Origin of the sequence: Acidiphilium sp. AL (assembly GCF_025499445.1) — a bacterium.
Taxonomy (GTDB): domain Bacteria; phylum Pseudomonadota; class Alphaproteobacteria; order Acetobacterales; family Acetobacteraceae; genus Acidiphilium; species Acidiphilium iwatense.
In genome coordinates, this window is record NZ_JAIMBZ010000007.1 from 105,517 (window position 1) to 119,431 (window position 13,915).

The window sequence follows — 13,915 nt, forward strand, 5'->3', positions numbered from 1 at the left end:
GTCATTAGTGTGGCGGAAATCACCCGAGGCAATAAGGGACGTCCGTACCATGCAGGCTACAGCACGCAGTCTTTCGATCACCGCGATCGCCGTCACCTTCACCGTCCTGATGACGCTGGGCGGCTGGCGCTATTATCTTGCCGCGATCATCATCACCGGCGTTTTCGTCGGGCTCGATCTGGTCAGCGGGATGGAGACCGAAGACCCGGAATATCGCCATCCGGGGCAGATGAACCTTCAGCTCTACCTGGTTCTGCCGCTGATGGTGGTCTATCTGGTGTTCTATGCGTGGTTCCTCGGCGGCTATCTCGGGGTGGCGGGCGATCCGCTCGGCCTCGGCGCGGCGTTCCAGCATGTCACCGGCATCGATCTTCTGGCGGTGCGGACGCATACCAACCTGCCGGAACTGATCGTCGGCGCCTATTGCCTCGGCACGATCTGGGCCGGGTTCGGCACCGTGGTCGGCCATGAGCTGACCCACCGGACCTGGAGCAAGACAGCGATGATCGTCGGGCGCTGGCTGCTCGCGCTGACCTGCGACGCGAGCTTCGCGATCGAGCATGTCTACGGTCACCACCTCAATCTCGGCACGCCGTCCGACCCGGCGACCGCGTATCGCGGCGAGACCGTCTATCATTTCATCGTCCGCTCCACGCTCGGCCAGATCAGAGGGGCGTGGCATATCGAGGCGCGCCGGCTCGCGCGGACCGGGCACGGCGTGCTGTCCCTGCGCAACCGGATGTTCACCGGCTGGGCGATGTCGCTCGTCTATGCGGCGATTTTCTACGCCTTCGCCGGCTGGGCCGGGGTCGCGGTGTTCTTCGTCACCTCGCTGTTCGGCAAATGCTATCTCGAAGCGGTGAACTTCATCGAGCATTACGGGATCGTCCGGGTGCCGGGGGCGGCGGTCGAGCCGCGCCATTCCTGGAACTGCAACCACCGGATCTCGTCCTGGATGCTGTTCAACCTGACGCGCCATTCCCACCACCACGCGATGGGCGACAAGCCCTATTGGGAACTCCGCTCCTACCCAGACGCGCCGATGATGCCCTATGGCTACCTCACCATGATCTATATCGCGCTGATCCCGTCCTGGTTTCGCCGCGTGGTCGATCCCGCCGTGCTCGACTGGGACCGCCGCTATGCCGCACCCGCCGAATATCCCCTGATCGAGGCGGCGAACGCGGCGAGTCGGGATGCCAATTTCATCGGCTCGCGCGCGCATCTCGGCGGCGCGCCGCTGGTTGCGGCGGAATAATGGCGCTGTTCTCCCGGCTGTTCGGCGGCGGAGCACAAGCGCCTTCCCAGGTCCGCGTGCTGCCCGCCGATATCGGGTTCGCGGTCGGCCCGAAGCAGACCGTGCTGCAGGCCGCACTCGACCAGGGTTACGCCTATCCGCATAATTGCCGGGTCGGCTCCTGCGGGACCTGCAAAACCAGGCTGGTCTCCGGCCAGGTGCGCGAACTGACCGACAAATCCTACCTGCTGAGCGATGAGGAAATGGCTGCAGGGGTGATTCTCGCCTGCCAGTCGGTGCCCAAGGGCGATCTGGTGCTCGAGAATTTCGGGCTGATCGCCGGCGGGCCGCGCCACGACGTGGTCGCGACCGAAGCGCGCATCGCCGCACTCGACCGGCAGACCGGCGATATCATGCGGCTCACCCTCGATCTCGCAGAGCCGGTCGCCTACACCGCCGGGCAATATGCCGAACTCGCGCGCGGGAGCGAGCCGGCGCGGCAATTCTCCTTCATCGACGCGCCCGACGAGGGCGGGACGCGCCGCGCGCGCTTCTTCATCCGCCGCGTGCCGGGCGGGGAGCTCACCTCGTGGCTGTTCGATGCGGCGCGGCCGGGCGATAGGCTTGCGCTGCGCGCGCCGTTCGGGGATTTCTTCCTGCGCCCCTCGACCGCACCGATCCTCGCCATCGCCGGCGGCTCGGGGCTCGGCCCGGTGCTCGCGCTGCTCGAACAGGCGCGGCGGGACCGGGTGTCGCGCGACGCGACCTTGATGTTCGGCGTGCGCAGCGAGGCGGATCTGTATGCGCTGGATGCGATCGCGGCGCTCGCGCGCGGCTGGATCGCGCAGTTCCGCTTCGTCCCGGTCCTGTCGGCCGAGCCGGACGGTTCCGGCTGGGCCGGGGCGCGGGGCTTCATTCACGCTCATCTCGGCGCGATGGAGCCGGTGGCGCTCGCATCGTCCCACGCCTATCTGTGCGGGCCGCCGGCGATGATCGACGCGGCGATTCCGGTGCTGAACGGAGCCGGGATCGGCCGTGCCGATATCCGCTACGATGCGTTCACCGATCGCTCGGTATTGGCGGCGGTCGCCTGATCGGACGGCCGCCGCTCTCCGGTCAGGCTGCCAGCGCGCTCGCGGCGATGCCGTGCGCCGCATCATACGCCTTGATGAATTGCGGGATGGTGTAGCCGCCGGCCGGGAACACGGTGCCATTCATGCTGCCCTGCGTATCGGAGACGCCGAGCGGCGACAGGGCGATACCGAGATCGTGCGCCTGGGTGCCGGGCAAATGATATTCGGCCATCAGCACGGCCAGCGTTGCCGGCACCGTGAGCTGATTGAGTCCCGGATTGTTCCAGCTCGCGACTGCCTGGGTCAGTTGCGTCTGATCGGACGGCGTGCCGATCATCACCACCTGGCCGTAATGCGGCAAACTGCCCGATTGTCCCGGCGCGTAGGCGGGGGCGAAGGGCTGCTCGCCCTTGATGTCCGACGCGTAATTGCCCACCGGGTCGCCATAGGTCACCACATCGACGAAATTGGCGCCGGTGCCTGCCGCGGTCGCCGATTTCGGGATTCCGGTCGGCTCGAAGCCGATGCCGCCCAGCCCGGTCTGCTGGGCGACGTATTCCGCCTCGATTCCGCCCAGCGAATGGCCGGTGACGAACACGCTGCCCGGCGAAATCCCCTGCTGCGCGGCATAGCCGATCACCTCCCTGGCGAAGGCCAGCGCGCCGGTTTCGGCCTGCGGCGTGGTTTTCGCGTAGATTTGCACGTCGGTAGCGACCTGGGTGAGGGCGATCAGCGGGTTGACCAGGAGATTGTCGCCGCCGGTGGTGCCCTGATAGGCGATGATGATCTGATTCTGGTCGGTCACCCAGACTTTCGCGGACAGGCCGGTGATTTCGTTGGTGATGCCGAGCTGCCGTCCATCGACCAGGAACGGGCGCATGCCGGGCGGCGTGCCGCCGAGCGTGTATTCCGCGTTGGCGGCATCGAGAAATTGCGCGACCGTCGGCGTGGCCGCGGAGGGTTCGATGGGCACGATGGCTGGTTCCGCGCCGGCGACGAAGCCCATCGATTGCGGAATCCCGAGAGTGGTGCCCCCGATTGCCGTGCCATTAATCAGGCTCTCCGGCGCGCCGAGCAGGTCGCTGGCGAGGGTGGTAAGGCCGGTCGCGTTGGCGAGATTGTCCAGCGTGTCGATGCCGGAGGAGATCGCGGCGAAGGTTCCGGTCGGCAGGAAGGGCAGCGTGCCCGGCGGCAAGGCGAGCGCATCGGACAGGGCGGTTCCGGCGCCGACCACGGTGTTCAGCAGCGCGGTTTCGGCTTGGGAAAACAGGGATTCGGACATGGTTTCTCCGTTTTTGGTGCCTGGACGTCAGGGGCGGCGACGCGCGCCCATGGTTTTGAGATTGACTTTAACGAACATTTCTGTCAACAATTAATCAGGAAATCAGGGGACCGGCAATGTCCGACATCACCGCATCCGTCAGACCGAAATCGCCGCGAATCCGCCCGTTCGACGCGGCGCTCGCGCTGTACCGGCTGCTGCGCGATCCGCAGGACACGCGGCAGGTGTTCCGCCTGACCGATGCGCTGCGCGGCAAATCCGGCGTGGCACCCTATCAGCGGTTCCGCGCCTCCCCGGTGGGGGCGCGGGCGATCGCCGAGCAGCGCCATCTGCTCACTGCCTTGTCCGATCATGCGGCACTGTCCCGCCTGCCGGAGGGCAGCGTCGGGCGGGAATATCTCGCTTTCATGCAGGAGCAGGGGCTGAGCGCGGAAGGGCTGGTGACGATTTCCGGCGACGCGCTGGATAGTCTGAACAACCGCGAGGACGGCGCCAAGCTGTTCGCCCGCAGGCTGCGCGACATGCACGATCTTTGCCACATCATTACCGGCTATGGGCGCGACGAACTCGGCGAGGTGTGCGTTCTCGCCTTTTCCTATCCGCAGCAGAAGATCAGGAGTTTCGCGGTGATCGCGGCACTCGGCGCGCTGCGCACGACGCAGATGCTGCGCCGCGCCGGGCTGCCGCGCGAGGGTGTGATCGCGGCGGTGCGCGAAGCCTATCGCCATGGCAAATCCGCCGCCTGGCTGCCCGGCGAGGATCTCGAAGCCTTGCTCACCGAAGATCTGATCGAAGCGCGGCGCCGCCTCGGCATCGCGCCGCCGACGCGTTACGACGCGCTGATGCGCCGCATTCGCGCGGCCGCCGGGCGCGATGTGAGCACGCTGTCGGAGTTGGTCACCACCCAGCACTGAGCGGCAGCGCGTATCTCTAGAGCAAGGTAGGTTTTGATTGAACCATAGGGTTCGATCAAAACCGGCCAATTTGCTCGCCAAAATATGAGTAGAGCGTGATCGGCTTGAACCGATCACGCTCTAAATTTAGAGTTGCATTAAAATTGAATCATTTACGTTGAAAACATAGATGTAAAATCTAAATTCCAGAAAATGAGATTGAAAAATCTCGATTTCTGGGATTTTTTTGGATGATCCCACCGTCGATCCATCAGCTCTGGATCGACCCGAATGCGCGTGCCGGGAAGGATTTGGGCGACCGGGAACCGGCGGCACTCCCGGCCGATGTCGCGGCGAATTGCCTGGCGTGGCGGCTGCTGCATCCGAATTTCGGTTACAAGCTCTGGCGGCTCGGCGAGGTCGCGAGGCTGGCTCGCCTGCAGGATCGCGCCGATGTGTGCGCCGCCATCACCGCCTGCCGGTTTCCGGCGATGCAGGCCGATATCGCCCGCCTGTTCCTGCTCGAAATGGATGGCGGCTTCTGGGTCGACCTCAAGCTGCATCCGCTGATGCCGTTCCTGGACCGGCTGATTTTCGACGATCTCGTCGTCACCGAGCATTTTCCGAAGGACAACCTGCAGGAGCCGAACGGATTTCTGATCAACAGCTTCATCGGCGCGCGTCCGTATCATCCCTGCATCAGCGCAGCACTCGACGGCGCCGTCCGCAATGTTCGCCGGCGGATGGCGGGTTCGATCTTCTACGTCACCGGGTCTCCGGTGCTGATGGAGGCGATCGGGGCGGTGCCCGATCGCGGCAAGTACCGGATGCTCGACCATCAATCGGTATGGGACCATCTGTTCGAGATTCGCGGCGGTTCCTATAACGAAGGCGGGCTGCACTGGTCGCAGCGCCAGGAGCGGGAATCGGCGTTCCGCGCTTGACTGCCCGCCGGGCGGGGCCAGATCAATATGGCTTGACGTTGAATCGCGGAGCGATGCAACGTATGGCGGCTATGGCGTGGGCCGATAAACGGGCTGTTCTGGTGCTTCCGGTGATTCTCGCGCTGGCGGGGTGCGCGATTGGGCCGAATCTGTCCAAACAAATGTCTGCCTATGTCGGACGGCCGGAATCGGCCCTGATCGCCGGTCTCGGTCCGCCGAAGCAAAAGATCGAAGCCGGGGACACCACCTATTTCATTTATGACCGGATCTGGCGAACCTATGTGCCGGGATATACCGGCGGGCCGCTTTTCGTGGATCAGCGACCGTCTCTCGGCGGGATTACTCCGAACGTTCCGGGCCGGACCTATTACGATACGTGCAGGATCGGTTTCGCCGTGAGGGATCGGGTGGTTCGATCGGTCGCGCTGCGCGGCGATCATTGCTGAGGGGGCAGGGGCGGGATTTCCGCTTGAGCTGCATATAGGCGCGCAGGGCGGCGAAATCCGGCGCGCGCCACCGCGAGAAGGGCCGGAATATCGCCCGATTTGCGCGCGGCCATGACCTCGGTTTCCAGCGCGGTCGCCAGATCGCTCATCCGACTTCTCCCTTGTTCAAGCCCAATTCCGCGATCATGGTGTCGCGCATGATGAATTTCTGGATCTTGCCGGTCACCGTCATCGGGAACTCATCGACGATTTTGATGTAGCGGGGGATTTTGTAGTGGGCGATCTGGCCGTCGCAGAACAGCAGGATTTCGGCTTCGGTGAGGGTTTCGCCGGCGGCGGGCTTGATCCAGGCGCAGGGGACTTCGCCGTATTTCGCATCGGGGACGGCGAAGACCGAGGCGGAGGCGATTTTCGGATGGCGGAACAGGAACTCTTCCACCTCGCGCGGATAGATGTTTTCGCCGCCGCGGATCACGATGTCCTTGCTGCGCCCGACGATGGTGCAATAGCCATCATTGTCGATCACGCCGAGATCGCCGGTGTGCATCCAGCCGGCTTCGTCGATCGCCTCGCGGGTTTTCGCCTCCTGGCCCCAATAGCCGAGCATGACCGAATAGCCGCGCGTGCAGATCTCGCCGCGTTCGCCGCGTTCGACGATTCGACCGTCGGTATCGATGAGTTTGACTTCGAGATGCGGATGGATGCGGCCCACGGTGGCGACCCGGCGTTCGGGCGTGTCGTCGGTGGCGGACTGGAAGCTGACCGGCGAGGTTTCGGTCATGCCATAACAGATGGTCAGTTGATTCATGTGCATCCGCTCGATGACCTTGCGCATCACCTCGATCGGGCAGGTGGTGCCGGCCATGATGCCGCCGCGCAGCGATGAGAGGTCGAAGGATGCGAAATCGGGGTGGTCGAGTTCGGCGATGAACATGGTGGGCACACCGTAGAGATGGGTGCAGCGCTCCGCGGCGACGGCTTCGAGGGTCGCGCGCGGGTCGAAGCCCTCGGCGGGATAGATCATGGCGGCGCCATGGGTGATCGCGGCGAGATTGCCCATCACCATGCCGAAGCAGTGATACAGCGGCACCGGGATGCCGATGCGGTCGCCGACGCGAAGTTTGCAGGCCTCGCCGACGAAATAGCCGTTGTTGAGGATGTTGTTGTGCGAGAGCGTCGCGCCCTTGGGCGCGCCGGTGGTGCCGGAGGTGAACTGGATGTTGATCGGGTCGTCGAATTGCAGGGTGCTGCTGAGGGTTTCGAGCCGGGCGCGGGAGTCGGGGGTTGCCGCTTCGGCGATGTCGGCGAAGCGGATCATGCCGGCGGGTGCGGGATCGTTGCCGATCGCGACGCGCAGTTCGAGATGCGGGAGTTGTTCCGGTGTCAGTTGATCGAGCATCGCGATGTAGTCGCTGGATTTGAAGCGCCGGGCGAGCACCAGGGCCTTGCACTGGACTTCGTTCAGGACGAATTCGAGTTCCGAGATGCGGTAGGCGGGGTTGATGGTGACCAGGATCAGCCCGGCCTTGGCGGAGGCGAATTGCAATATCGCCCATTCGGCGTTGTTGGGCGAGAAGATGCCGATGCGGTCGCCGGGTTCGAGGCCGAGCGCGATCAGGCCGGCCGCGCAGGCATCGACGCGGGTTTTGAGTTCGGCGTAGGTGAGGCGGAGGTTCTGGGCGCGGACGATCAGGGCGTCGCGACCGGCGTGGTCGCGCGCGGCGCGGTCGAGGGCGGCGCCGATGGTCAGGCCGAGGCGCGGGGTAGTGCTGAGGCCCTGGACGTAGCTCGCTGGCATGTGTCGCTCCCTTTTTGGGGAGGGTAGTCCAGGGTTTTGCGAGGGGGAAGTGGCGTTTCCGGGCTCCGATGGCGACAAGGCGCCCGGAGATGGATCGCTTCACCGCTTCGCGGTTCGCGATGACGGGGATTCGCTCCTATTCCGCTGCGATTCCGAAATGGTCAGGGTCGGAGGTCGCCTGGGTGGGCGGCGCGGCGAAGAGATCGTCGAGCGCCTGCCAGAGCGGTGCCACCGCGCGCAGATTGGCCTCCTTCACATGGCCGAAGCCGCGGATCTGGGCGGGCAGGCCGGCGAGTTCGACGGCTTTGGCGAGGTTGGTTGCGTCGAGACCGGCGAGGGCGGCGCGGATCGACGCCTCGTAGCGGGCGATCAGCGCGCGTTCGGTGCGGCGTTCCTCGGTATAGCCGAACGGATCGAGGGCGGTGCCGCGCAGGAACTTGAATTTTTCAAGCGCGCGGAAGGCGGTGAGAATCCAGGGGCCGAATTCGCGCTTTTGCAGATGGCCGGTGCGGGCATCGCGCTTGGCGAGCAGCGGCGGGGCGAGGTGCAGACGCAGTTTGGTGTCGCCGGCGAACTGGGCGGCGAGGCCGTCGCGGAATTCGGGTGCCGAATAGAGCCTGGCGACCTCGTATTCGTCCTTATAGGCCATCAGCTTGTAGAAATTGCGGGCGGCGGCTTCGGTGAGTGCGGCCGAGCCGGTGCGAAGTTTCTGTTCGGCGGCGCGGACCTCGGCGAGCAGGGTCATGTAGCGCCCGGCATAGGCGGCGTTCTGATAGGCCACCAGTTCGTCGCGGAATTTGGCGATCATGGTGTCAAGATCGGGGGTTTCCGGTTTCCGCGTGTTGGCGCGGGCGGGGAGTTTGGCGATGACCTGATCGGTATCGATCGCGGCGGCGCGGCCCCAGGCGAAGGCGGCGAGGTTGAGCGCGACCGCCTGATTGTTGAGGCGAATGCCCTCCTCGATGGATTGGCGGGCGACCGGCACTTTGCCGAGTTGCCAGGCATAGCCAAGAACGAACAGATTGGTCGCGATCGCGTCGCCCATCAGCGCGGTGGCGAGGCCGGTGGCGTCGATGCTGGCGAGGTTGGGCTCGCCGACCCGTTTGGCGATGGTCTGGCGCAGGCGGCGCATCGGCAGCGAGAAATCGGGGTCGCGGGTGAATTCGCCGGTGATGGTTTCGTGCAGATTGACCACGCTGGTTGTGGCCTCGCCCAGGCAGTCGAGGGTTTCGTGCTCGCCGGAGACCAGCGCGTCGCAGCCGAGCAGGAGATCGGCGCGGCCTTGCGGAACCCGCAGCGCCTGGCCGGTGCCGGCGGCGCCGCCGAAGCGGACATGCGAGACCACCGCGCCGCCCTTCTGGGCGAGGCCGAGAACGTCGAGCACCGAGACGGCCACGCCGTCGAGATGCGCGGCCATGCCGAGCAGCGCGCCGATGGTGACGACGCCGGTGCCGCCGATGCCGGCGATGACGACGTTCCACGGGCGGTCGAGCGCGGGGAGTGTGGGTTCAGGCAGGTTGGCGGGGGCGGCGTGCAGCGTGGCCTCGGGTTTTTTCAGGCCGCCGCCATGGACGGTGACGAAGCTGGGGCAGAAGCCCTCGACGCAGGAGAAATCCTTGTTGCAGGAGGACTGGTCGATCGAGCGCTTGCGGCCGAATTCGGTTTCGACCGGCACGACGGAGACGCAGTTCGAGGTTTTCGAGCAATCGCCGCAGCCTTCGCAGACGCGCTGGTTGATGAAGGCGCGCTTCGCCGGGTCGGCCATGGTGCCGCGTTTGCGGCGGCGGCGTTTTTCGGTCGCACAGGTCTGGTCGTAGACCAGCGCGGTGACGCCTGGGGTTTCGCGCACACTGCGCTGCACCGCGTCGAGGTCGCGGCGGTGATGGATCGTCACCCCCGGCGCGAGATCGGTCACGCCGTGATATTTTTCCGGCTCGTCGGTGACGATGTCGATGCGGACGACGCCCTCGGCGGCGAGCTGGCGGGTGATCTGCGGCACCGTGAGCGGGCCGTCGATATGCTGGCCGCCGGTCATTGCCACGGCGTCGTTGAACAGGATGCGGTAGGTGATGTTGACGCCGGCGGCGACGGCGGCGCGGATCGCGAGGATGCCGGAATGGTGGTAGGTGCCGTCACCGAGATTGGCGAAGACATGGGTTTCCTCGGTGAACGGCGACTGGCCGATCCAGGCCACACCCTCGGCCCCCATGTGGGAAAACACGTCGGTCGAGCGGTCCATCCAGGTGACCATGTAGTGGCAGCCGATGCCGGCCATGGCGCGCGAGCCGTCCGGCACTTTGGTGGACGTGCTGTGCGGGCAGCCGGAGCAGAAATGCGGCACGCGGTGGGCGCCGAAATCGAGCGTGTTCGCGCCGGCAATGTTGGCGCGCAGATTGGCGAGGAGCTTGCTTCGCGCTTCGCTCGGCATGATCCGCTCGACGCGGTCGCCGAGCGCCAGGGTGACTTCGGCGGCCGAGAGGTCGGATTCCGGTTTCAGCAGGGTGGCGCCGGCCTCATCGGTTTTGCCGAGAACGCGCGGCGCGTTGGCGGTACCGTAGAGGATGGATTTGATCTGGTTTTCGACGATTGGCTGCTTTTCCTCGACGACGACGATTTCATCGAGACCGTTCGCGAAGTCGCGGATGATCTCGGGCTCGAGCGGCCAGGTCATGCCGAGCTTGAGCAGGCGCGCGCCGTCCAGCGCGAGGTCGGCGCGCGCCTGTTCGACATCGAGGAAGGATTTGCCGGCGGTGACGATGCCGATCCGCGCACCGGGTGCGGCGTCGATGATCCTGTTGATCGGATTGGCGCGCACGAAATCGAGCAGGGCCGGATAACGGACGCGCAGCACGCGGGCTTCCTGGTCGAGGATTTTTTCGTGCAGCCGCATGGCGACGAGGGATGAATCGATATCCGGCATGACGATGGACAGGGCTTCGGGGTCGGTGGCGATCGAGGCGGTGCAGTCGATGATCTCCTCGACCGTCTTGAAGCCGATATAGAGGCCGGAATGGCGCGAGGCGGCCCAGCCGTAAAGGCCGAGTTCGAGAATGTCGGCGATCGAGCTGGGGGCGAACACCGGAACCCCGGCGGCGATCAGCGCCTGCTCGCTCTGGTTGGCGATGGAGGAGGATTTCGCCGCATGATCGTCGCCGGTGACGACGAGAACGCCTCCAAGGCGCGTGGTGCCGGCGTAGTTGGCGTGTTTCATCGCGTCGCCCGAGCGATCGACGCCGGGGCCCTTGCCGTACCACATGGCGAAGACGCCGTCGTTTTTCGCGCCGGGGAACAGCGGGGTCATCTGGCTGCCCCAGATGGCGGTCATCGCGAGGTCTTCGTTGAGGCCGGGTTTGAAGACGATATTTTCGGCTTCGAGAGCTTTGGCGGCGGCGAACGCCTGGATGTCGAGCCCGCCGAGCGGCGAGCCGCGATAGCCCGAGAGAAAGCCGGCGGTGTTGAAGCCGGAATTGCGGTCGCGCCGGCGCTGGGTGAGCAGCAGGCGGATCAGCGCCTGGGTGCCGGTGAGGATCATGCGCCCCCCGGTTGCGGTGTAGCGCGCGTCGCGAGCGAGTTCGGCGGTCTTCATTCAGTTACGTTCCCCTGCGCCGGAGCCCCGGCGCGTTCGTCCTGTTCCAACGCCCGGCGGCGTGTTCCGTTGGACTCAAGTATGTGCCGATGGATGAGGATTTGCGAGTAAAATCAACAATCTGGCCGGAGATTGGATCGATCCGGGCTGGATTTTCCAATGCTTCAGGACAGAGCCGCGCATGGTGTTATGGTGATGGCGGCGAGCGGGTCGACGCGAAATAAAATTGCGCAAAGCCGTTGTGCGGTGCCGAAGTAAATGGCAGCTATTATGTCTTTGTTTCGAGATCTATCACGTGAATGTGATGTGAGTGTGCGGCCGGTTGCGGGGTGTTACCGGCCGGTGACGCGGTTTCAATGAACCCGGTCCTGCTTATGCCGTGCGCCGCTCCCATATCCGTGATCCCACAATTTGGAGAGACCCAATGTATTGGGGTGGCGGTTTAGGCACGATCATCATCATTCTGCTGATTCTGTGGCTGCTCGGGGTGATTTAGCCAACGATAGCCATCTATGGAGTTCATGCCATGGAGTTCATGGATGGATCGCTTTGTCGCTTTGCTCCGCGCGATGACGGCTTCGGGGCAGGCCAAGATGCCATCGGCCAGAGCCGTGCTCGCGCGAGACGGATCGGAGCTGATCGAAATCAGCCTGAACGTCCCTCGTGTTTGGCGGCGAGCGGTTCGTCGGTCGTCATGGTTCCGGCGCGGCGGCGCAACGCCCTGATCGCTTCGAGGGCGCGGCCGATTTCGGCCTGACGCGCCCGCGCCTCCGGTTCCTGCCGCATTCGCGGATGGCGTTTTTGCCCCGGCGGGCTTGCCGTCGTCCATGGTTCGCTTCCAACCAGCCAGGACGATTCCCCGATCCAAGCATGGATGCGAGGATTCCCGCTCGGTTGCTCCGGCGCGGCGGTGTTCCTATACGTCCGGCCAGCCCAATCGCCCGACAGGATATTTTTTAATGCCCAGCTATCAATACGTCTACGTGATGACTATACTAAAATAAGATATTGATTTTTAACGTTTTTTCACTTTAAAAACGTCTGCACAGGGCCTACACAGGTATCGAAGATCAAGGGGTTACGCGCCCCATCTGCACAGAATCTGCACAGAAAAGGAGACATCATGTCCTTTCTGGTCGATACTCAGACGCTAAAAACCGGGCTGATCATTTTCCGCCGTGCGGACGTGAAGCATCGGAACTGGTACTGCCGCATCAAGCTGCCGAACGCGGACCGCTATAAGACGTTCTCGCTGAAGACCTCAGATATAAACGCGGCACGGGATAAGGCCTTTGACCAGGACGCCGAGGTGCGATTCTCGGTCAAGCATGACATCCCGGTTTTCAATAAGCTGTTCAGCCAGGTGGCGCAGGAGTTTTCCGCCTTTCAGAAGGAACGTGCGGAGGCCAGGCAGATCAGCCGCCACCGCTGGCGGGTGCTGGACTCCCATATCCGCTCGCAGCTCAACCGCTACGTCGGCACCGTCCAGATCAGCCAGATCGGCAAGGACCGTTGGACATCCTACCCCATCTGGCGGCAGAAAAATGGCAAAGGCCGTTCGGGGGGCATGGTCAGCGAAGGCACGATACGGGATGAGATGGCGACTTTTCGCTCCATCCTTGGGTATGCCGCCCGCAAGCATTACATCCGCGAGAGCCAAATTCCGCAAGACAGGCTGCCCATGAGCAAGGCTCGACGCGAGGAGTTCGCGCCGGCCGAGTACCGCAAGCTCCATATGTTTGCGCGAGGATGGGTCAAGGAGGCGCGAAACAGCTTGAATAGCTGGTATCGCACGGTCGCCTATAATTTTGTACTCATCATGGCGAATACCGGCATGCGGCCGTCCGAGGCAAAGAATCTTCAATGGCGCGATGTTTCAGTGCAGACCGACAAGCAGGGTCGTCCGTTTGTGCGGCTGAACGTCCGGGGGAAGGGCAAGCACCGGCATCTTGTCGCGGCGTCCAATGTCGCGACATACCTGGACCGCATCCGGGCGATCACCAAGGCCAAAGAGCCTACCGATTGCGTCTTTACTAACGAGGCCGGGGCCCTGCCGCCACGCTCTACCACTCGCTCGTGGAGGGTTTGCTGACCGATTCGGGATTGCTCATGAGTTCGTCGGGCAGTCGTAGAAGCACGTATTGCTTCCGGCATACCTATGCGACGTTCCGCCTTACCGAGGGCGTGGACGTTTATTTCTTGGCAAAGCAGATGGGCACTTCCGTACAGATGATTGAAAAGCACTACGGCCATGTGAACCCGGTCAAAAATGCCGATCGTATTCTTCAGGGGCTGCCGGGGTGGGAACCTGCCGCCGCCGTCCCTTCAGAGTCGCGCTGAAGCGCGACGACGGCGCGGCCTTTTCGGGCCTGAAGGCCCGCTCTTCTTCTTTTTACGGCCGCGCGCGGCCGCTTTTGTTATGTTGTTTCGATCCACGCCCCCGCGCGGGGGGCGACATATGCAACAAGCGTCGGTGGCGCCGTCACCGGAGTTTCGATCCACGCCCCCGCGCGGGGGGCGACACCGGCCGACGAACAGCAGCGCGACCTGCTGAAGTTTCGATCCACGCCCCCGCGCGGGGGGCGACCGGCGAAAATCTGATAACGAACCGTTGTTATAGAGTTTCGATCCACGCCCCCGCGCGGGGGGCGACGCC

General features: G+C 64.2%; 12 protein-coding genes. 7 read left to right on the forward strand and 5 right to left on the reverse strand.

The window, feature by feature from the left end; genetic code table 11:
- Nucleotides 1-49: 49 nt before the first annotated feature.
- Nucleotides 50-1,258 (forward strand): alkane 1-monooxygenase, encoded by a 1,209-nt coding sequence (locus tag AiwAL_RS07335; protein ID WP_235703540.1) that lies wholly within the window; start codon nt 50-52, stop codon nt 1,256-1,258.
- Entirely contained in the window at nt 1,258-2,331 is a 1,074-nt protein-coding gene (locus AiwAL_RS07340) for a 2Fe-2S iron-sulfur cluster binding domain-containing protein (RefSeq protein WP_235703539.1), read from the forward strand. The genes AiwAL_RS07335 and AiwAL_RS07340 overlap by 1 nt, the downstream gene beginning before the upstream one ends.
- Before the next feature lie 22 nt (nt 2,332-2,353).
- On the opposite strand, the gene AiwAL_RS07345 is transcribed toward AiwAL_RS07340, so the two are convergent.
- Entirely contained in the window at nt 2,354-3,592 is a 1,239-nt protein-coding gene (locus tag AiwAL_RS07345; RefSeq protein ID WP_262312430.1) for a lipase, read from the reverse strand.
- 116 nt (nt 3,593-3,708) lie between these two features.
- On the opposite strand from AiwAL_RS07345, the gene AiwAL_RS07350 reads away from it, so the two are divergent.
- The 3 genes from AiwAL_RS07350 (at nt 3,709) to AiwAL_RS07360 (ending at nt 5,875) form a co-directional block, all read left to right on the forward strand.
- Entirely contained in the window at nt 3,709-4,506 is a 798-nt protein-coding gene (locus tag AiwAL_RS07350; protein WP_262312431.1) for a ubiquinone biosynthesis protein COQ4, read from the forward strand.
- A 230-nt stretch (nt 4,507-4,736) separates the two neighbouring features.
- Nucleotides 4,737-5,429, forward strand: coding sequence for a glycosyltransferase family 32 protein (locus tag AiwAL_RS07355; RefSeq protein WP_235703536.1), 693 nt, complete (start codon nt 4,737-4,739; stop codon nt 5,427-5,429).
- A gap of 62 nt (nt 5,430-5,491) precedes the next feature.
- Nucleotides 5,492-5,875 (forward strand): hypothetical protein, encoded by a 384-nt coding sequence (locus AiwAL_RS07360; RefSeq protein WP_235703535.1) that lies wholly within the window; start codon nt 5,492-5,494, stop codon nt 5,873-5,875.
- Here the strand turns inward: AiwAL_RS07360 and AiwAL_RS07365 are convergent.
- From AiwAL_RS07365 to AiwAL_RS07380, 4 genes are all read right to left on the reverse strand, one after another.
- On the reverse strand, nt 5,866-6,024 hold the full coding sequence (locus AiwAL_RS07365; protein WP_235703534.1) for a hypothetical protein: 159 nt from the start codon (nt 6,022-6,024) through the stop codon (nt 5,866-5,868). The genes AiwAL_RS07360 and AiwAL_RS07365 overlap by 10 nt on opposite strands.
- A complete protein-coding gene (locus AiwAL_RS07370; protein ID WP_235703533.1) occupies nt 6,021-7,673 on the reverse strand; it encodes an AMP-binding protein in 1,653 nt (550 codons plus the stop codon). Before AiwAL_RS07370 ends, AiwAL_RS07365 begins: the two co-directional genes overlap by 4 nt.
- A gap of 136 nt (nt 7,674-7,809) precedes the next feature.
- Nucleotides 7,810-11,259 (reverse strand): indolepyruvate ferredoxin oxidoreductase family protein, encoded by a 3,450-nt coding sequence (locus AiwAL_RS07375; protein ID WP_235703532.1) that lies wholly within the window; start codon nt 11,257-11,259, stop codon nt 7,810-7,812.
- A gap of 645 nt (nt 11,260-11,904) precedes the next feature.
- Complete coding sequence (locus AiwAL_RS07380) at nt 11,905-12,045, reverse strand: hypothetical protein (RefSeq protein WP_235703531.1); 141 nt, start codon at nt 12,043-12,045, stop codon at nt 11,905-11,907.
- Between the two features lie 337 nt (nt 12,046-12,382).
- On the opposite strand from AiwAL_RS07380, the gene AiwAL_RS07385 reads away from it, so the two are divergent.
- Nucleotides 12,383-13,351 (forward strand): site-specific integrase, encoded by a 969-nt coding sequence (locus tag AiwAL_RS07385; protein ID WP_262312432.1) that lies wholly within the window; start codon nt 12,383-12,385, stop codon nt 13,349-13,351.
- A complete protein-coding gene (locus AiwAL_RS07390; protein ID WP_262312433.1) occupies nt 13,345-13,599 on the forward strand; it encodes a hypothetical protein in 255 nt (84 codons plus the stop codon). Before AiwAL_RS07385 ends, AiwAL_RS07390 begins: the two co-directional genes overlap by 7 nt.
- The last annotated feature ends 316 nt before the right edge of the window (nt 13,600-13,915 follow it).

Excerpts from the sequence above, each read along its gene's own strand:
- AiwAL_RS07375 (WP_235703532.1), bottom strand. The coding sequence starts at position 11,259 with ATGAAGACCGCCGAACTCGCTCGCGACGCGCGCTACACCGCAACCGGG.
- AiwAL_RS07355 (WP_235703536.1), top strand. The coding sequence starts at position 4,737 with ATGATCCCACCGTCGATCCATCAGCTCTGGATCGACCCGAATGCGCGT.
- AiwAL_RS07350 (WP_262312431.1), top strand. The coding sequence starts at position 3,709 with ATGTCCGACATCACCGCATCCGTCAGACCGAAATCGCCGCGAATCCGC.
- AiwAL_RS07385 (WP_262312432.1), top strand. The coding sequence starts at position 12,383 with ATGTCCTTTCTGGTCGATACTCAGACGCTAAAAACCGGGCTGATCATT.
- AiwAL_RS07340 (WP_235703539.1), top strand. The coding sequence starts at position 1,258 with ATGGCGCTGTTCTCCCGGCTGTTCGGCGGCGGAGCACAAGCGCCTTCC.
- AiwAL_RS07345 (WP_262312430.1), bottom strand. The coding sequence starts at position 3,592 with ATGTCCGAATCCCTGTTTTCCCAAGCCGAAACCGCGCTGCTGAACACC.
- AiwAL_RS07335 (WP_235703540.1), top strand. The coding sequence starts at position 50 with ATGCAGGCTACAGCACGCAGTCTTTCGATCACCGCGATCGCCGTCACC.
- AiwAL_RS07370 (WP_235703533.1), bottom strand. The coding sequence starts at position 7,673 with ATGCCAGCGAGCTACGTCCAGGGCCTCAGCACTACCCCGCGCCTCGGC.
- AiwAL_RS07380 (WP_235703531.1), bottom strand. The coding sequence starts at position 12,045 with ATGCGGCAGGAACCGGAGGCGCGGGCGCGTCAGGCCGAAATCGGCCGC.
- AiwAL_RS07360 (WP_235703535.1), top strand. The coding sequence starts at position 5,492 with ATGGCGGCTATGGCGTGGGCCGATAAACGGGCTGTTCTGGTGCTTCCG.
- AiwAL_RS07365 (WP_235703534.1), bottom strand. The coding sequence starts at position 6,024 with ATGAGCGATCTGGCGACCGCGCTGGAAACCGAGGTCATGGCCGCGCGC.